The following is a 19289-nucleotide window of genomic DNA, read 5'->3' on the forward strand; positions in this document are numbered from 1 at the left end:
GACCGGCCGAGTTCGATCGGTGCGCCGATGCCATGCATTGTGTACGGTCGGAATCGGCTGCCTGATATTCGACACGCTCCAGGGCAGCGCCGGGAACCTGAACCAGCCGGTTTGAAATGTCGAACGAAAGACCGGCCTTGTCGTCCGATCGAGCTAACAAGATGCTATTGTCTTGCTTTACTGGCTGCCCACATCATCCACTTCCTTTGATGCAAGATATCACGCGAATTCAACCACCTGCTCCAAGCGCCCGCTTCCTGGCGGGGGGCGGAACGATGGGAGGGGTATTCCGGGGCTTCGATTGGGCGTCCACGCCGCTTGGCGCCCTGGAAGCGTGGCCACAATCGCTTCGAACCGCAGTCAGCATCCTGCTCAACGCGCGTCACCCCATGTATATCGCCTGGGGCCCCGATCTGCTTCTGCTCTATAACGATGGCTATCGTGACATTCTTGGCGCGAAGGCGTCGGACCCGCGGCAGGTGTTGGGCAAGCCGTTCGAGCAGGTCTGGCGCGAAGTATGGGACCTGGTCGGGTCCATGCTGGCGGCGACGATGGAAGGTGAAACCTTGTGGTTCGAAGACCAGGAATTCGCGCTCACGCGCAATGGCTTCGTGGAGCAGGTCTTCGCGAGCTTTTCGACCAGCCCGATCCGTGCCGAGGCTGGTGACATCGCAGGGGTGTTCTGCGTGTGCAGCGAGACCACCGGGAAGATCCGCTCGCAACAGGAACGCCTGCGATTACTCGACGTGATCGGCGAAGCGACCCGCCTCGCCGACGAGCCGCAGGCCATCATGGAACACAGCACGCGGCTGCTCGGCGAGTACCTGAAGGTGACCCGGGTCGCCTATGCCGACCTGGAGCCGGACAACGATCGCTTCACCATCCGCCACGACTGGCGGGTCGAAGGAGCGATCAGCACGGTGGGCGTTTATTCGCTCGACCTGTTCGGTTCGCGCGCCACGTCCAATCTGCGCATCGGCCGCACGCTCATGATCGATGATGTCGATCGTGAGTTGACGGCGGACGACGGGGCGAACATGTTCAACCAGATCGGCATCAAGGCGATTATCTGCTGCCCCCTGGTCAAGCAGGGCCGGCTCGTGGCCATGATGGCGGTGCACCAGGAGCGGCCGCGTACCTGGAGCGCGGACGATGTGGCGCTGGTGGAGACCGTGGTCGACCGCTGCTGGGCCCACATCGAACGGGTGCGCTCGATGGAGGCGTTGCGCGAAGCCGACCGACGCAAATCCGAATTCCTGGCCACCCTGGCGCACGAGTTGCGCAATCCGCTCGCCCCGATCCGCAATGCGCTCGAATTGCTGCGCCTGAGCGGGGACAAGCCGGCGATGCTGGAAAGAGTGCGCGGCACGATGGAGCGCCAGGTCGACCAGATGGTCCATCTCATCAATGATTTGCTGGATATCGCACGCATTTCCAGCGGCAAGATGGTCCTGCAGATCGAGCGCGTCGACATGCAGTCGGTCATCGCGAGCGCAGTCGAAACCAGCCTTCCCCTGATCGAGGCAGGGGGACACGAACTCGCGCTCGACCTGCCGGATGCTGCGATCTGGGTCGATGTCGATACGGTGCGCCTGAGCCAGGTGCTCAGCAACCTCTTGTCGAACGCGAGCAAGTACACGCCCCAGCATGGCCGGATCGGCATTTCGGCGCGTATCAGTGGCGACGCCGTGGTCATCGACGTGTCGGATACCGGCATCGGGATCGCGACCCATGATCTGGAGCGGGTGTTCGACATGTTCTCCCAGGCGCCCCACAGCATCGGGATATCGAAAGGTGGGCTCGGCATCGGCCTGTCCCTGGTGCGCCGCCTGGTGTCTCTTCACGGCGGGAGCGTCAGCGCATCCAGTGCGGGCGCTGGCCATGGCAGCACGTTCACCATTCGCCTGCCGTGCATGTCAGCCGCCCCGGCAGGCACGCCAGTTTCAGTCGCAGAGCCACCGGGCGTCGCGGCGAATGCCGTCCAGCTGCGCATACTCGTGGCCGACGACAATGCGGATGCCGCGGACACCCTGTCATTGGTGCTGCGCGAAAAAGGGCATGAGGTGCATGTGGCGTATGGCGGAGAGGACGCCGTGCGAATGGGAACCTCCATCGTGCCGGACCTTGTCTTTCTCGATCCCGGCATGCCTCACATCGACGGCTACGAAACGGCGCGCGCCCTGCGCGCGCTGCCCGCGCTTGCTGAAGCCAGGCTGGTGGCCTTGACCGGCTGGGGTGCGCAAGAGGATCGGGCGCGGACACGCGCCGCCGGCTTCGACGCCCATCTGCTCAAGCCGGCCATGCCGGAGGCGCTGGATGCCGTTCTGGCCTCGGCCATTGAGCGAAGCCGGGATCGGCGTCGTCATTCATGACCTGGATTCACCAGCTCATGTAAACATATCGTTTGTCACCGGTGAGCGCGATATGGAGAATGCCGTATTCTTCATCACCTGCCGGCGCGCCATCGATGAAATTCCTGCGCGGGTGGAGACGCGCGCGGGGGAACGCCTGGCATCGACAACAACAGGCTGTTCGTGAAAAAAACAACGATCGCAGTGCCGCTTCTTTGTGCACTGGCATTTCCGGCATTCGCCGATGAGGCAATGTCTATTTATGGCGTGATCGACATGGCGCTGGTGCGCGAGGCGGGCGGCAAGGACGGCGCCCTGACCAGGCTCACCAGCGGCGTGCCCATGGGCTCGCGCCTCGGCTTTGGTGGCAGCGAGGAGCTGGGCCGCGGCGTCAAGGCCTTGTTCCTGCTCGAGAACGGCTTCCAGGCCGACACCGGAGAGGTCGGGCAGGGAGGCACATTGTTCGGCCGCCAGGCCTGGGTCGGACTACAGGGGCCGTTCGGCAGCGTGCTGGTTGGGCGCCAGTACACGCCGCAATACGCGACCGCGGTGATGGCCGATCCTTTCGGTTCCGGCTATGTTGCCGACAGCAAGAACCTGGTGGCCACGAGCGGGAATGCCTTCAGCCGCATGGACAATACCGTCAAGTACCTGTCGCCGTTCAAGGCCCAGGGCGTCACGGTCGAACTGGCGGCGGCGCCGGGTGAAGCCGGCGCCGCTGGCGGGCGCCAGCTGGGTGCGGCGCTCGATTGGCGCGCCGGCGCGCTGCGCCTGCGCCTCGGCCACCACGACCGCGACAACGGCAGCGCCGGCGCCAACGGGCGCAACACGCTGCTGGGCGCGAACTACGACGCCGGGATCGTGACACTGTACGCCGCCTACGGGCGCAATCGCGGCCTGAACAGCGCCGTGCTGCGCAACACGTCCAACCCGTTCGGGCGCGCGCGGGCGCCCGCGGCCTCCCGGGACAGCGTCGACCGGCTGATCGGCCTGCTGCTGCCTTTCGGCCCATACGCGTTGATGGCGTCGCTGATCGACAAGGACGACCGCGGCGAGGCCGACCAGGATGCGCGCCAGTACGCGATCGGCCTGCGTTACGCGCTGTCCAGGCGCACCGAGCTGTACGCGGCGCACTCGCGCATCGTCAACCGCAACGGCGCCGGCTACACCGTCGGCAACGCCAGCGAGTCGGGCAGCGGCGACCGCGCCAGCTCGCTTGGCGTGCGCCATTCATTCTGAGGCGCCGGCGCCCGCCGCGGCCATATGTGGCGCGCTGCGCGCCAGCTCGCCGAGCAGCCAGCGCTTGAACAGGGCGGTGGCGGTATCCTGTTCGAGGCTGTGCGGATGCACCAGGTAGTGCGCCACGTAGCGTACCGTGGTGCTGCGCCCGATCAGCGGCGCCACCAGCCGGCCGGTGGCCAGTTCGCGCTCGGCCAGCAGGGTCGATTCCAGCGCCACCCCGAGGCCGTCGACCGCCGCCGCGATCGACATCGAGCTGCGGTCGAACGCGAGCGCGAAGTCGCCCGGCGTGGCCAGCCCGTTGGCGCTGAACCAGCCGCCCCATTGCACCGACTGGCCGTCGCTCTGGATCAGCGGCGCCTGGTACAGGTCGCGCACTGACCCGATCGTCGCCGCCAGCGCCGGGCTGCACAACGGCGTGAGTTCTTCGACCACCAGCGGAATCTGCGCGTGACGCGACGGCTGCGGGACGCCGTACACGATGTCGATGTCGTGGCGGTCGTCCTCGAAGGTCGCGTAGTCGGTGTCGGCCGACACCTGCAGGGCGATGCCGGGATGGGCAGCCATGAAACCGGTCAGGCGCGGCATCAGCCACTGCACCGCGAAGGTCGGCGCGGTGTGCAGGCGCAGCGGCGCCACCCGCTGCTCGGGCTGGGCGCGCTGGAAGCCGCGCCGCATTTCCTCGAATCCGCGCTGCACGTGCTCGAGCAGCAGCCGGCCTTCGCGCGTCAGTTCCAGGGAGCGCGTGGTGCGCACGAACAGCGTCATGCCCGCGCTGTCCTCGAGCTTGCGGATCGCGTGGCTGACGGCGCTCGGCGACAGGTCGACTTCGCGTGCGGCGGCGGCGAACGAACCCGTGCGGCCAGCCGACTCGAACACCCGCAAGGCCGTCAACGGCACCCGGCGAAACTGCTTGATTAGTGAATTGGATTCACCATCCGGCGTAAATATTTCCTTTGTGGCAGTCATCTGTTTTGCGTGAAAATAAAGATCAGCCTTCAACAAGAAAGGCGCGCATCGGTGAACATTTTGCATGAAATCGCCGAGTCCAGCGCCTTCTTATCCACTTTTTGATCAGGGGAGACCATGCCCGATTCCGGCGACCAGGTCGCATCTACCGCATTCCAGACAATCCGCGCCCATGCCTGGCGCATGCGCCGCTTCGCCCTGCGCATGGGCGAAGTGCAGGGCCAGGGCTACGTCGGCCAGGCCCTCGGCTGGGCCGACGTGCTGGCCGTGGCATATTGCCACGCCATGAACCTGCGCCCGGCCGAACCAGAGTGGGAAGGGCGCGACCGCTTCCTGCTGTCGCACGGCCACTACGCCATCGCCCTGTACGCCGCGCTGTTCGAGGCGGGCGTGCTGCACGAGGACGAACTCGAAACCTATGGCTCGGACGATAGCCGCCTGCCGATGTCGGGCATGGCCACCTATACGCCGGGGATGGAAATCTCGGGTGGTTCGCTCGGCCAGGGCCTGGCGATCGGCGTCGGCCAGGCGCTGGCGCTGCGCATGAAGGGCAGCAGCGCACGCGTGTTCAATTCGATGTCCGATGGCGAACTGGACGAGGGCGCCGTGTGGGAAGCGGCCATGTCGGCCGCGCACCACAAGCTGTCCAACCTGATCAACCTGGTCGACATCAACCGCCAGCAGGCCGACGGTCCGTCGCACGACATCCTGCAGTTCGAGCCGCTGGTGGACAAGTGGCAAGCCTTCGGCTGGCACGTGCAGCGGGTCGACGGCAACGACCTGGCGGCGGTGATCGCCGCCTTCGACACCGCGCTCGCCTTCGAGGGCGAGCAGCCACGCGTGATCCTGTGCGACACGCTGATGGGCAAGGGCGTGCCGTTCCTGGAGCAGCGCGAAAAGAACCACTTCATCCGGGTCGAGGCCGACGAGTGGCAGCGGGCCCTGGCCGACCTCGATGCCAGCTACGCCGAATGGAGCCGCGCATGAATCCCGTCCCGACCGCAGAACACGGCACGCCGGCCAAGCCGCGCCTGACCACCTCGGCGATGATCGCCTCGATCGCCTCCGAAGGACAGCGCACCCAGCCGGCCCCGTTCGGCCATGCGCTGATCGAGGCGGGCAAGCGCGATCCGCGCATCGTCGGCCTGACCGCCGACCTGGCCAAGTACACCGACCTGCACATCTTCGCCCGTGAATATCCGGAGCGCTTCGTGCAGATGGGCATGGCCGAGCAGTTGCTGATGGCGGCTGCCGGCGGCATGGCGAAGGAGGGGTTCATCCCGTTCGCCACCACCTACGCCGTGTTCGCCACCCGCCGCGCCTATGACTTCATCCACCAGGTAATCGCGGAAGAAAACCTGAATGTCAAGATCTGCGCCGCGCTGCCGGGCCTGACCACCGGCTACGGTCCCAGCCACCAGGCCACCGAAGACCTGGCCCTGATGCGTGCGATCCCGAACATGACGGTGATCGACCCCTGCGACGCGCTCGAGACCAGCCAGTGCGTGGCCGCGATCGCGCGCCATGAAGGGCCGGTCTACATGCGCCTGTCGCGCGGCCGGGTGCCGCTGGTCCTGGACGACTACGATGGCCAGTTCGAGATCGGCAAGGCCAGGCTGCTGCGCGATGGCAAGGACGTGCTGGTGATCTCCAGCGGCCTGATGACGATGCGCGCGCTGGAAGTGGCGGACAAGCTGGCGCAGGATCGCATCGAGGTGGCGGTGCTGCATGTGGCCACCATCAAGCCGCTCGACGTCGACACCATCGTGGCGCAATGCCGGCGCGCAGGGCGGCTGGTCGTGGTGGCCGAGAACCACAGCGTGGTCGGCGGCCTGGGCGAAGCGATCGCGCTGGCCCTGCTGCACGCGCGGGTCCAGCCCGAGTTGCGCCACGTGGCGCTGCCGGACGCGTTTCTCGACGCCGGCGCGCTGCCGACGCTGCACGACCGCTACCGCATTTCGCTCGAGGCGATGGCGGCCGACGTCCGCGCCTGGCTGGGCTGACGCCAGCGCGAATGCCAGGCCCGGCTGGCAGGCAGGCGCCGTCGAGACGCGGCGCCTTTCTTGCCGGGCGCCCCACGATAAAAACGACAAGGAATTCGGAGATGCACATCGACCAAGCGGTGGCCACGCCATCCACGCCCGCGGCAGGACCCCGGAAACGTATCTGGATTTACGTTTTCCTCTTCACGCTAACACTGATCAACTACATCGACCGGATCTCGCTGTCGGTCGCCTCCACCGCCCTCAAGGAAGAATTCGGCATCTCGCCGGTGGCCATGGGCTACCTGCTGTCGTCCTTCGTGTGGCTGTACTTCATCGCCCTGATCCCGATGGGCTACCTGGTCGGGCGCTACGGCCCCAGGCAGGTCAACACCTATGGCATCGGCGTGTGGTCGGTCGCCACCGTGTGCACCGCCTTCGCCACCGGCTTCTATTCGCTGCTGGCGGCGCGCCTGGTGATGGGCGCCGGCGAAGCGACCACCTACCCGGCCGGGGCGCGCGTGGTGCGCGACTGGATGCCGCTCAAGGAGCGCGGCATGGCCACCGCGGTATTCCACAGCGGCAGCCTGGTCGGGCCTGCGGTCGGCGCGATCGGCTTCGGCTGGCTGATCACCACGGTCGGCTGGCGCATCGCCTTCGTGGTAGCCGGTGCGACCGGCTTCATCTGGCTGGCGGCCTGGCTCAAATGGTACCGCCACCCGAGCAAGGCGCCGTGGCTGAGTGCGGCAGAGCTGCGCGAGATCACCGATGGCGACGCCGCAAACGCCACCGTTGGCGCCACCGCGGTCGCGCCGCTCGGCATCCGTGGCCTGGCCCGCTCGCGCACCATGTGGGCCATCGGCCTGTCGCACGGCTGCGCCGTGTATGCGACCTATTTCTTCCTGACCTGGCTGCCTTCTTACCTGCAGGCGGAAAAGGGCCTGTCGGTGATGACGAGTTCGATGTACACGGCGATTCCCTACCTCGGCGCCGCGGTGCTGGCGATCGTGGTCGGCCGCGTCAGCGACCTGGTGGTGAGCCCGGCCGCGGCGCAACGCGGCGGCCGCCGGCTGGTGGTCGGCGCCGTGCTGCTCGGATCGTCCGTGATCCTGCTGGTGCCGATGCTGGCCGAGACCTGGGCCATCCTCTTGGTCATCACGCTGTCGCTGGCCACCTGCGCCTCGGCCATCTCGCTCAACCTGTCCCTGGTCAACGACCTGCTGCGCTCGAACCAGGACGTGGGCACCGCCGCCGGCTTCGTCACCGCCGTCGGCAACCTGTTCGGCCTGCTGGCGCCGATCGTCACCGGCTACGTGGTGGCGGGCACCGGCGGGTTTGCCGCCGCCTTCGCCGTGGTCGGCATCCTGCTGATCGTCGGCGCGGCCCTCTCGGTCTTCGGAGCGCGCCGCCCGGTGGGCTGAAAGCGCTGTCGCAAGACCTGTTCATCTTTATCGTCGTGAAAACTGGAGCACCATGAGTACTACCAACAAGAGGGGCAACCCCGCCCAGCCGTCCGCGCCAGCGGCCGGCACGGGCTGGCGCATCGCCCTCGTCGTCATTCCCCTGTTCATCGGCCTGTTCGGCCTGGCCATGCTGGGTGGCGGAATCTGGCTGATCGCCGTCGGCGGCAGCCCCTACTATGCGCTGGCCGGCGCCGCCCTGCTGGCCGGGGCCGTGCTGCTGGCGCGCAGGAAGCGCGGTGGCCAGGCCGTGATCGGCATCGCCTGGCTGGCCACGCTGGCCTGGGCCGTGTGGGAAGTCGGCTTCAATGGCTGGGGCCTGGTGCCGCGCGTGGTCGGCATGACGGTGCTGTTCATGCTGGCGCTCGCGCTGTCGCCGATGTTGTCGCCGATGTTGTCGCAGATGCCTTCGCGGTCACCAGCCGTCGGCGCGCGCCGGCGGGCGCTCGACCCACTGCAGACCGCTTCGGCGCTGGCCGCGATCGCCGTGCTGGCAATCCTCGGCGTGCTGGTCGCGCGCGAAGGCGTGCGCAGCGTCGAATCCGCGCAGTTCCCGGCCGTCCTGGCCGGCGCGGTCGGCGGGACCACGGCCGATTGGCCGACCTATGGCGGCGACGCCAGCGCCCAGCGCTACAGCGCGCTGTCGCAGATCACGCCGGATAACGTCGGCCGCCTGGAGCGCGCCTTCGTGTTCCATACCGGCGACCTGCCGGCCAAGGGTGAGCGCTATTCGCCGGCCAACACGCCGCTCAAGATCGGCAACGACCTCCTGGTGTGCTCGGCCAAGAACATCCTGTTCGCCGTCAACGCCGCCACCGGAGAACAGCGCTGGCGCTACGATCCGCAGGTGCCGGGCGAAGGCATCGCCCACGCCGCCGTCTGCCGCGGCGTGGCGGTGTACACCGCGCCCCAGCTGGCTGACGATGCCGCCTGCAAGACGCGCGTGATCAGCACCACGCTGGATGCCCGCATCGTCGCAGTCGACCTGCGCGACGGCAAACCGTGCGCCGACTTCGGCGGCGCCGGCGGCAAGCCGGGCCAGGTCGACCTGTGGCAGGATCTCGGCAAGAAGGTGCCGGGCTGGTATTCGCCGACGGCGGCGCCGACCGTGGTGCGCGGCGTGATCGTCACCGGCGCCCAGGTGCGCGACGGCCAGGACGAAGACGCGCCGTCGGGCGTGATCCGCGGCTACGACGCCGTCACCGGCCAGCTGGCCTGGGCCTGGGACCTGGGCAATCCGGACAATGTCAAGGGTCCTGCGGCGGGCCAGACGTACACCCGCGGCACCCCGAATATGTGGACCACGGCGGTCGGCGACGAGGCGCTCGGCCTGGTCTACCTGCCGATCAGTAATTCGTCGATCGACTACTTCGGCGGCAACCGCAGCGCCGCCGAGAACACATACTCCGATTCGCTGGTGGCGGTGGACGTGACCACCGGCCGCGACGTCTGGCACTTCCAGGCGCTGCAGCGCGACCTGTGGGACTACGACCTCGGCAGCCAGCCGAGCCTGCTGGATTATCCCGGCCCCGACGGCAAGCCGGTCGCCGCCATCCTGCTGCCGACCAAGCAGGGCGATATGTACATCTTCGACCGCGCCACCGGCAAGCCCTTGATCCCGATCGGCAGCGTCAAGGCGCCCAAGCTCGGTTCGGTGGAGCCGGACTTCGTGGCCGACACCCAGCCGACGTCGCTCTGGCACAGCCTGCGCAAGGACCCGAAGACCGAAGCCGACATGTGGGGCTTCTCGCCGGTCGACCAGCTGATGTGCCGGATCCAGTTCCGCCAGTCGAACTACGCCGGCTACCTGACCCCGCCGTCGAGCGACAAGCCGTGGATCCAGTACCCCGGCTACAACGGCGGCTCGGACTGGGGTTCGGTCGCGATCGACCCGGTGCGCCGCATCCTGATCGCCAACTACAACGACGTGCCGAACCGCAGCCAGCTGATCCCGCGCGAACAGGCCAACAGGATGGGCGTGCAGCCGATCTACGCCAGCAAGGACGCCAACGCCAAGGCGGCCGGCAAGGGCGAGGGCGGTTCCTCGGTCTACCCGCAGATCAATGCGCCGTACGCCATCAGCGTGAATGCGGGCTGGCGCAATATCGGCACCGGCGTGCCATGCACGGCGCCGCCGTACGGCGGCATCCGCGCCGTCAGCCTGGACACGGGCGAGACCTTGTGGGACGGCCCGCTCGGCACGGCGCGCCGCAACGGCCCATGGGGTATCCCGTCGTACATCCCGTTCGACATCGGCCTGCCCAACAACGGCGGTTCGGTGGTGACGGCCGGCGGCCTGGTGTTCATCGGCGCCGCCACCGACAACCTGTTCCGCGCGATCGACATCCGCACCGGCAAGACCGTCTGGACCGACGAGCTGCCGGCCGGCGGCCAGGCCAACCCGATCGCCTATGAGATCGACGGCGAGCAATACATCCTGATCGCCGCCACCGGTCACGCCTTCATGGAAACCGGCAACAGCGACGCCATCATCGCCTACAAGCTGCGCAAGTAAGCCTGCAGGGCGCCATCAGGCCAGTCATCCGACTGGCCTTTTTCACTTCAGAAAGGACACTCTCATGGATCTCGGACTGCAAGGACGCAAGGTACTGGTCAGCGGCGGCTCGCGCGGCATCGGCCGCGCGATCGTCGAATGCTTTCTGGCCGAGGGCGCGCAGGTGGCGTTCTGCGCGCGCAATGCCGGCGGTGTGGCGGCGGCGCAGGACGCCTTCGGCGCGCGCGCTTGCGGCGCGGCGGTCGACGTCACCGATGCGGCCCAGGTGACGGCCTGGGTCGGGGAGGCGGCGCGCCGCATGGGCGGGCTGGACATCGTGGTGCCGAACGTCAGCGCGCTGGCCGGCGGCGACGACCTGGCTACCTGGCGGCGCGCCTTCGAGACAGACCTGCTCGGCACCGCGGCGATGGTCAAGGCGGCGCTGCCGCATCTGCAGGAGTCGGACGCGGCCTCGATCGTGCTGATCTCGAGCGTGTCGGGACGTGAGATCGACATGTTTGCCGAACCATACGGGGTGCTGAAGGCAGCGCTGACCCATTACGGAAAGACGCTGTCGACGCGGCACGCCGCCGATGGCATCCGTGTCAATACGGTTTCGCCTGGAAATGTGTATTTCGCCGATGGGGTATGGGGTGACATCGAGCGCAATCAGCCGGAAACCTTCGCCGCCTGCCTGGCCGCGAATCCGCTCGGCCGCATGGCGACGCCCGACGAGGTGGCGCGCGCCACGGTATTTCTTGCCAGCCCGGCGGCGGGATTCACGACCGGCGCCAATCTGCTGGTCGACGGCGGGCTCACGCGCGGGGTGCAGTTCTGACGACAGCGCGGTCTGCGCCATGCAATCGTCCCAGCTATCTTGCAAGCCAATGAGTGGCTATTCAAAAAACGAGCTGGATGTAAAAAGAGCGCGATACATCCCGCTCTTTTTACCTTGTCCGTCACGACGCAGTATCAGCGCGGCTTGGCGCTGTTTCAGCGATCACTTCTGCTTGTAGTAAACACGACCCGATAACCCGATCGTGCCGGCGCCGTTGGACAAGTCTTCGGTGCCGGTCAGGTAGCCGCCGCCGGTTGCGCGAGCATAGGTGCCGGTGCCGCCGGTGATGGTGAAGGTGCCGCCGTTCATGACGTAGGCAGTGCCTGCGCCGGTGGGGACGAACTGGCCACCGTAGTTGGCGAAAATCTGGTCGCCGTTTGGATACAGCAGGACGAACTTGCCATTGCTGAAGGTGAATGTGGTGCCAGACTGGGCGAAGCAATCTCCGCCGACGAACGCGACCGGCGTTCCTTCGGCCGTCTCACCGTGGCCGGCAAGCTTGCCGCCGAGCGACGACGCACATTGCGGCGCAGGACCAACTTTTTCATTGAACACGCCCTTGATTTCAAGCGCCTTGACCACGTTAGGACCGGCCGAGGCCGAGAACGAAGCGGCCATCAGGACCAGGCTGGACAGGAGGCGGAGCGAGACGGTCTTCATTAAACTAGTTCCTTGGTTGTTAAAAAATTGTTAATGGAACATAGTAAGACAAGCGAAGAATTTTTTTTACGCGCACGATTCGTTTTTTAACATTGTTGCGAGTTTTCCACGCTTACGCCGTAGAAGACCTTATCCCCGGGGCCTGCGCCGGCGGATTGGCTTTCAGCGCTCCGTCTTGCCGGAGCCGCCTCGCGTCGGGTCAAGCCGCCACCTCCGCACAGGCATCGACCGGATCGAGCGCGAACAGCGCCTGCCCCGCATGCACCATCCTGCCGGCCCGGCAATACACGGCGGTGACCGTCCCCGCATGCGGCGCCTGCACCGAAAACTCCATCTTCATCGCCTCGAGGATGGCCACCAGTTCTCCGGCCCGCACCGCCTGGCCAGGTTCCACCATCAGCTTCCACACATTCCCCGACATCTCCGCCGCGACCATGGTTCCCGCACCATCGGTCGATGCAGGCTGGCTCTCGTCCTCATGCGCCGCGCCGGCGCCCACGTCGCCATGCCACAGCGCCACCTCGGCCGCGAAGGCGGCCTGCTGCCGCGCCCTGAAGGCCTCGATGGCGCCGGCATCCGCCGCCAGCCGGCGCTCGTGTTCATCCAGGTCGAACAGCGCGTCTTCGATCCGCACCTGGGCGCGCCCTGCACGGAAGTCGTCGCGGAATCGCTCGAGCTCGGCCTCGCTCACCGGATAGAAGCGCACCCGGTCAAAGAAGCGCAGCAGCCACGGCTCGTTGCCGAACTGGCGGTTGTGCAAAAATTTATTCCAGATCGGCACCGTGCGTCCGACCAGCTGGTAGCCGCCGGGCGAATCCATCCCGTAGATGCACATATAGATGCCGCCGATTCCCACCGTGCCTTCGGCGGTATGGGTGCGCGCCGGGTTGTACTTGGAGGTCAGCAGGCGGTGGCGCGGGTCGAGCGGCACCGCGCATGGGGCGCCCAGGTAGACGTCGCCCAGGCCCATCACCATGTAGCTGGCGTCGAATATCGCGTCGCGCACCATGTCGCGGCTGTCCAGCCCATTGATGCGCTGGATGAAATCGACGTTGTTCGGCAGCCAGGGCGCCTCGGCCTTGACCGTTTCGCGGTAGCGCGCGACGGCGCCGAGCGTCGCCGAATCCTCGAACGCCAGCGGCAGGTGCACGATGCGGCTCGGCACCCGCAGGCCGGCGACGTCGGGCAGTTGCGTCTCCAGCGCCATCAGGTGACCCAGCAGCGCGGCCTGCGCCAGCACCCGGCTGTCGTAGTGGATCTGCACCGAGCGCACGCCGGGCGACAGCTCCCGCACGCCCGGCAGGCGCAGGGCGGTCAGCGCCTCCATCAGCAGGTGCACGCGCAGCCGCGCGCGCAGGTCCAGCACGTTCGGGCCGTATTCGAGCAGGATGTACTTGTCGCCGGCCTGGCGGTAGGCCACCGCCGGGCGCGTGCCGCTGGCCGGTAGCGTGGCCAGTATGCAGCTCGACATGGCGGCCGGCGCTTGCATGGGCAGGCCGGGCAGGGGGCGAAGGTCTCGGATCGCGCCGTCCATGGCCAGTTCCAGCGCGAGCGCGTCGTCGAAGCCGATGCGCCGGAAGCGGATGGTGTCGCCCGGCTTGACCTGGCCCACCTTCCACAGCTCGGCGCGGGCGATCGTGACCGGGCACACGAAGCCGCCCAGGCTCGGTCCGTCGCAGGTGAGGATCACCGGCGTGTCGCCCGTAAAGTTGACGCTGCCGATCGCGTACACGCAGTCGTGCACGTTCGACGGGTGCAGGCCGGCCTCGCCGCCGTCGCTGCGCGTCCATTCCGGCTTCGGGCCGAGCAGGCGCACGCCCAGCCGGTTCGAGTTGTAGTGCACCTCGTAGTCGGTGGCGAAGAAGGTCGCGATGCTGTCCTCGGTGAAAAAATCCGGCGCGCCGTGCGGGCCGTACAGCACCCCGATGTCCCAGTGGCTGCCGTAGGCCGGCGCCAGCGCCGGCGCCAGCGCGCGCGGCGCGTCCAGGGGCGCAGCCCCGGGCCGGCAGATCGGCAGCACGTCGCCCACGCCCAGCGTGCGCCCCGCGTGGCCGCCGAATTTCCCGAGGACGAAGGTCGACTTGCTGCCCAGGTAATCGGGGATGTCGAGGCCGTGGCGCAAGGCGATGTAGCTGCGGCAGCCGCTTGCCGCGCGCCCCATGCGCAGCACCTGGCCGGCGCGCACCGCGATCGGCTGCCACCAGGCCAGCGGGGCGCCGTCGTCGAGGGTGGCCTCGGCCGGCGCGCCGGTCAGCGCGATCAGCGCGTCGCCATGGAAGCGCAGCGTCGGGCCCTGCAGCGTGCATTCGAGGCCGGCGGCATCCTCGGGGTTGCCGACGATGCGGTTGGCCAGGCGGAAGGCCAGGTCGTCCATCGGCCCCGAGGGCGGCACGCCGATGTCCCAGTAGCCGGCGCGGCCCGGGTAGTCCTGCACGGTGGTGTAGGTGCCGCCGCTCAGCACCTCGACCAGGGGCGAGACATGGGTGTAGCGGTCGAGGAAGGCGGTCGACACCCGGCCGTCGGTGAAGGCACTGCTTTCCAGGATGCCGCGCAGGTAGTCGAGATTGGTGGCGCTGCCGTGCAGGCGGGTCGCTTCCAGCGCCGCCAGGAGCTTCTTGCGCGCATCCTCGCGGTCGGCGCCGTGGGCGACGATCTTGGCGATCATGGGGTCGTAGTGCGCCGATACCTCGGTGCCGGTGCGTACCCAGGTGTCGACCCGCACGTGTTCCGGGAAGGCCACCTCGGTCAGCACGCCCGGCGCCGGCTGGAAGTCGCGCGCCGGGTTTTCGGCATACACCCGCACTTCGATCGCGGCGCCCCGCGGCGGCGCCAGGTCGTCGAACGAAGGCGGTTCGCCGGCGGCGATGCGGACCATCCATTCGACCAGGTCGAGGCCGGTGACCGCTTCCGTGATCGGGTGCTCCACCTGCAGGCGGGTGTTCACCTCCAGGAAGTAGAAGGCGTCGCGCGCGCCGTCGTAGATGAATTCGACGGTGCCGGCCGAGACGTAGTCGACCGCCTGGCCCAGGCGCACGGCGGCGTCCAGCATGGCGGCGCGGGTGGCCGCCGGCAGGTGCGGGGCCGGGGTCTCCTCGATCACTTTCTGGTTGCGGCGCTGCACCGAGCAATCGCGCTCGCCCAGCGCCACCACCCTGCCGCGGCCATCGCCGAAGATCTGCACTTCGACGTGGCGGGCGTCGGCGACGAAGCGCTCGATGAACACGCCGCTGTCCTTGAAGAAGTTCTGGCCGAGGCGCCGCACCGAGGCGAAGGCCGCTTCCAGCTGCGCCTCGTCGTCGCAGCGCGACAGGCCGATGCCGCCGCCGCCCGCGGTGCTCTTGAGCATGACCGGATAGCCGATCTCCAGGGCGGCGGCGCGCGCTTGCTCGATGTCCTGCAGCAGGCCGGTGCCGGGCGTGAGCGGCACCCCGGCCGCCGCCGCGATCTCGCGTGCGGTGTGCTTCAGGCCGAAGCGCCGCACCTGGTCCGGCGTGGGGCCGACGAACACGATGCCGGCCGCCGCGCACTGTTCGGCGAACGCGGTGTTCTCGGACAGGAAGCCGTAGCCCGGGATGATGGCCTGGGCGCCGCTGGCGCGTGCGATCTCGAGGATGCGCTCGCCGCGCAGGTAGCTCTCGGCGGCGCTGTCGCCGCCCAGGGGGACGGCCACGTCGGCGGCGGCCACGTGCAGGCTGTCGCGGTCGGCGTCCGAATGGACGGCGACCGAGCGGATACCCATTTTCTTGAGCGTGCGGGCGATGCGCACGGCGATTTCGCCGCGGTTGGCGATCAGGACGGTATGGAACATGGTGGCGTACTCCGGTCAGGGTGGCGGCGGATGGTCGGCGGGTGAGCGGCGGGCGATATAGGCGCGCCAGCCGCCCAGCGCCGTGATGTCCTCGGCGCCGGCGGTGGCCCAGGCTTCGCACACGAAGCCCTGCACGCTGCGGCCATTGGCCAGTTCCAGCGTGCCGATGCCCAGCGGCGCCGGGATCGAGGCCACGAAAGAGCCGAAGCGTTCGACCGGCATGGCCCACAGTTCGAGCGCGATCGGCGCGCCGTCGCCGGTGCGCACCAGGCCCGGCTTGGGCGGGATCGTGCCGGGCAGCGCGTACAGGCGGTAGGCCGGCGAGGTGTGGGCGGTCTCCAGCAATACCGCGCCGCGTTCGGCCAGCTGCCAGTTGAGCGGCATGCCCGACAGGTGAGCGCCGACCACCGCGACCACGACCTGTCCTTCGAGGGATGGCGCCGGGGCCGCCGGCAAGGGCAACGGCCGCTGCGACGCCCCGCGCAGCCAGGGCGAGGCCGCCTGCCAGCGCCGGCCGAATTCCAGCAGGCGCGCCTCGTGCCAGCCGGGGGCGATCAGGGTGAGGCCGGCCGGCAGGCCGTCGGCGCGCATCCCGGCCGGCACCGCGATCGCGCTCCAGTCCAGCAGGTTGACGAAATTGGTGTACACACCCATGCGCGAATTCAGGGCCACCGGGTCGGTCAACACGTCCGCGATCGTGGGGATGGTGGGCGCGGTCGGCACCACCAGGCCGTCGAGGCCCGCCATCAGGGCTTCGGCCTGGCGCGCCAGCGCCATGCGCCGGTATTCGGCCTGGTAGGCGTCGACCGCGCTGAAACCGGTGGCCCTGGCGACGATGGCGCGCACGGTCGGGTGCACCGACTCGGGATGGTCTTGCATCAGGCTTTCGATCGCGGCGTAGCGCTCGCCCACCCACGGCCCTTCGTAGAGCAGCGCGGCCGTCTCGAACAGCGGCCCGAAGTCGACTGGCTTGAGTTCCACGCCATCGGCCTCCAGGCGCCGCAGCGCGTCCTCGTGCGCCTGGCGCGCGTGGCTGTCGCCGAACCAGTCGGGATCGAGCGGCACGCCCAGCACCGGCCGCGCCGGCCACGCCGCCGGGCGCGGCGGCGCGCGGCGCGAATAGGGATCGTCGGCGTCGTAGCCGGCCATGACGCGCAGCGCCGCAGCGGCGTCGTCCACGCCGAGGGCCAGCACGGTGATGCAGTCGAGCGTGCGGCAGGCCGGGACCAGGCCGCGGGTGGACACCAGTCCGCGCGTCGGTTTCAAGCCCACCAGGTTGTTGTGGCCGGCTGGGACCCGGCCCGAGCCGGCGGTGTCGGTGCCGAGCGCGAACGGCACCAGGCCGCGCGCCACGACCGAGGCCGAGCCCGAACTCGAGCCGCCGCTGATGTAGGCCGGATCGAAGGCGTTGGGCACCGCGCCATGGGGCGAGCGGGTGCCCACCAGGCCGGTGGCGAACTGGTCGAGGTTGGTCTTGCCGATCACCACCGCGCCGGCCGCTTCCAGGCGCTCGATGACGGCGGCGCTGGCCTCGGGCAGGTAGGCGAAATCGGGGCAGGCGCAGGTGGTCGGCAGGCCGGCCACGTCGATATTGTCTTTTACCGCGAACGGCACGCCGTACAGCGCAAGACTGTCGTCCCCTGCCGCTTCACGCTGCTGCGCCAGCCGTTCCAGGCGCGCGGCGAGCGCGGCGTGATCGAGGCGTGTGATCCAGGCCGGGTCGGCGTCGTCCAGGGCGGCGACCAGCGGCGCCAGCAGCGCGGCCGGCTCGGCGCCGTTGCGGTAGGCGGCGGCCCAATCGGCCAGCGTCCAGAACGCGGTGGAAAGGGGAGGAGCGCTTGGGTGTTTGTCCATGATATGCCTGTGGGGTTGGCGGTCAGTTGCGAGAACGCTGTGCGCTGCCTCGTCAGTATCCCGGGCCGGCCACGCGGGCTCAATACGCTAAGTGACGTAGATAAGTGACGTAGATAAGTGACGTAGATCGGCGCCGGTCGCGCCACTACGTCAGTTGACGTATGGGCGGGGCTGGTGCGCCTCGCTAAGCTTTTCGCATTCCTCATCCACCAGGAGCACTCCCCATGCAACAGCGCCGCCGTTTCATCGCCAGCCTGACCCGCATCGCCGCCGCCACCGCCGTGCTGGGCGGCAGCCTGCCGGCCGTGGCCGCCGACACCATCAAGGTCGGCATCCTGCATTCGCTGTCCGGCACCATGGCGATCTCGGAAACCACGCTCAAGGACGTGGCCCTGATGGCCATCGAGGAAATCAACGCCAGGGGCGGGGTGCTGGGCCGCAAGCTCGAGCCGGTGGTGGTCGATCCGGCCTCGAACTGGCCGCTGTTCGCCGAGAAGGCGCGCCAGCTGATCGCCAAGGACAAGGTGGCCGCGGTGTTCGGCTGCTGGACCTCGGTGTCGCGCAAGTCGGTGCTGCCGGTGTTCAAGGAACTCAATGGCCTGCTGTTCTACCCCGTGCAGTACGAAGGCGAAGAGCTCGAGAAGAACGTGTTCTACACCGGCGCCGCGCCCAACCAGCAGGCGATTCCCGCGGTCGAATACCTGATGAGCAAGGACGGCGGTGGGGCGCGCCGCTTCGTCCTGCTCGGCACCGATTATGTGTATCCGCGCACCACCAACAAGATCCTGCGCGCTTTCCTGAAAAGCAAAGGGGTGAAGGACAGCGACATCCAGGAAGCCTATACGCCGTTCGGCCATGCCGACTACCAGACGATCGTCGCCAACATCAAGAAGTTCTCGGCCGGCGGCAAGACCGCCGTGATCTCGACCATCAACGGCGACTCCAACGTCCCGTTCTACAAGGAGCTGGGCAACGCCGGCCTGAAGGCGACCGAGGTGCCGGTGGTGGCGTTCTCGGTCGGCGAGGAAGAGCTGCGCGGCGTCGATACCCGGCCGCTGGTCGGCCACCTGGCGGCCTGGAACTACTTCGGGTCGGTGAAGAACCCGGTCAACGTCGACTTCACCAGAAAGTGGCGCGCCTACGCGGCCGCTAGGAAGCTGCCGAACGCGGACAAGGCGGTCACCAACGACCCGATGGAAGCGACCTATGTCGGCATCCACATGTGGGCGCAGGCGGTCGAGAAGGCGAAGTCGGTCGACACCGACAAGGTGATCGCGGCCATGGCGGGCCAGTCGTTCAAGGCGCCGTCCGGCTTCACGCTGACCATGGATGCGAGCAACCATCACCTGCACAAGCCGGTGATGATCGGCGAGATCAGGGCCGACGGCCAGTTCAATGTGGTCTGGAAGAGCAAGGCGCCGATCCGCGCCCAGCCCTGGAGCCCCTATATCAAGGGCAACGAGAGCAAACAGAAGCTGTGACAGGCGCCGACTTTTAACGCCGAGACGGGGGAGAAGCTGCATGATGGTTTACCTGCTACGCGCACTGCTGGGCGCAGCCGCATTCTGGCTCTGGCTGGCGGCCGGCGCCGCCCTGGCCGCGCCGGCCGGCGTGGCGCCGGCGCTGCTGCAGCC

At 68.1% G+C, this 19289-nt stretch carries 12 protein-coding genes; 8 read left to right on the forward strand and 4 right to left on the reverse strand.

The annotated features are described in order from the left end of the window. Positions 1 to 275 precede the first annotated feature (275 nt). Positions 276 to 2372 carry a hybrid sensor histidine kinase/response regulator gene (locus HMPREF9710_RS13120; RefSeq protein ID WP_081589906.1) on the forward strand — a complete coding sequence of 699 codons (2097 nt, stop codon included), beginning with the start codon at positions 276 to 278 and terminating at the stop codon, positions 2370 to 2372. A 183-nt stretch (positions 2373 to 2555) separates the two neighbouring features. After that, entirely contained in the window at positions 2556 to 3590 is a 1035-nt protein-coding gene (locus tag HMPREF9710_RS13125) for a porin (RefSeq protein ID WP_307160571.1), read from the forward strand. On the opposite strand, the gene HMPREF9710_RS13130 is transcribed toward HMPREF9710_RS13125, so the two are convergent. Next, positions 3582 to 4559 carry a LysR substrate-binding domain-containing protein gene (locus HMPREF9710_RS13130; RefSeq protein ID WP_005667059.1) on the reverse strand — a complete coding sequence of 326 codons (978 nt, stop codon included), beginning with the start codon at positions 4557 to 4559 and terminating at the stop codon, positions 3582 to 3584. The genes HMPREF9710_RS13125 and HMPREF9710_RS13130 overlap by 9 nt on opposite strands. A gap of 117 nt (positions 4560 to 4676) precedes the next feature. Here HMPREF9710_RS13130 and HMPREF9710_RS13135 point away from each other — a divergent pair, with 117 nt between their 5' ends. From HMPREF9710_RS13135 to HMPREF9710_RS13155, 5 genes are all read left to right on the forward strand, one after another. Continuing rightward, positions 4677 to 5546 carry a transketolase gene (locus tag HMPREF9710_RS13135; protein ID WP_005667061.1) on the forward strand — a complete coding sequence of 290 codons (870 nt, stop codon included), beginning with the start codon at positions 4677 to 4679 and terminating at the stop codon, positions 5544 to 5546. After that, positions 5543 to 6562 carry a transketolase family protein gene (locus HMPREF9710_RS13140; RefSeq protein ID WP_005667062.1) on the forward strand — a complete coding sequence of 340 codons (1020 nt, stop codon included), beginning with the start codon at positions 5543 to 5545 and terminating at the stop codon, positions 6560 to 6562. Before HMPREF9710_RS13135 ends, HMPREF9710_RS13140 begins: the two co-directional genes overlap by 4 nt. 101 nt (positions 6563 to 6663) lie before the next feature. Beyond that, on the forward strand, positions 6664 to 7962 hold the full coding sequence (locus tag HMPREF9710_RS13145; RefSeq protein WP_005667064.1) for an MFS transporter: 1299 nt from the start codon (positions 6664 to 6666) through the stop codon (positions 7960 to 7962). 52 nt (positions 7963 to 8014) lie between these two features. After that, positions 8015 to 10516 carry a pyrroloquinoline quinone-dependent dehydrogenase gene (locus tag HMPREF9710_RS13150; protein ID WP_005667066.1) on the forward strand — a complete coding sequence of 834 codons (2502 nt, stop codon included), beginning with the start codon at positions 8015 to 8017 and terminating at the stop codon, positions 10514 to 10516. A 64-nt stretch (positions 10517 to 10580) separates the two neighbouring features. Next, entirely contained in the window at positions 10581 to 11333 is a 753-nt protein-coding gene (locus HMPREF9710_RS13155; protein WP_005667068.1) for an SDR family NAD(P)-dependent oxidoreductase, read from the forward strand. A gap of 162 nt (positions 11334 to 11495) precedes the next feature. On the opposite strand, the gene HMPREF9710_RS13160 is transcribed toward HMPREF9710_RS13155, so the two are convergent. From HMPREF9710_RS13160 to atzF, 3 genes are all read right to left on the reverse strand, one after another. Next, a complete protein-coding gene (locus HMPREF9710_RS13160; RefSeq protein ID WP_005667070.1) occupies positions 11496 to 11993 on the reverse strand; it encodes a hypothetical protein in 498 nt (165 codons plus the stop codon). A 199-nt stretch (positions 11994 to 12192) separates the two neighbouring features. Continuing rightward, positions 12193 to 15801: an urea carboxylase gene (gene uca, locus HMPREF9710_RS13165; RefSeq protein ID WP_005667071.1), complete on the reverse strand. Its 3609-nt coding sequence runs from the start codon at positions 15799 to 15801 to the stop codon at positions 12193 to 12195. Positions 15802 to 15816: 15 nt separating this feature from the next. Beyond that, complete coding sequence (gene atzF, locus HMPREF9710_RS13170) at positions 15817 to 17655, reverse strand: allophanate hydrolase (protein WP_005667073.1); 1839 nt, start codon at positions 17653 to 17655, stop codon at positions 15817 to 15819. 224 nt (positions 17656 to 17879) lie between these two features. Here atzF and urtA point away from each other — a divergent pair, with 224 nt between their 5' ends. Further along, a complete protein-coding gene (gene urtA, locus HMPREF9710_RS13175) occupies positions 17880 to 19136 on the forward strand; it encodes an urea ABC transporter substrate-binding protein (protein WP_005667075.1) in 1257 nt (418 codons plus the stop codon). Positions 19137 to 19289: the final 153 nt, after the last annotated feature.

Origin of the sequence: Massilia timonae CCUG 45783 (assembly GCF_000315425.1) — a bacterium.
Lineage (GTDB): Bacteria > Pseudomonadota > Gammaproteobacteria > Burkholderiales > Burkholderiaceae_D > Telluria > Telluria timonae.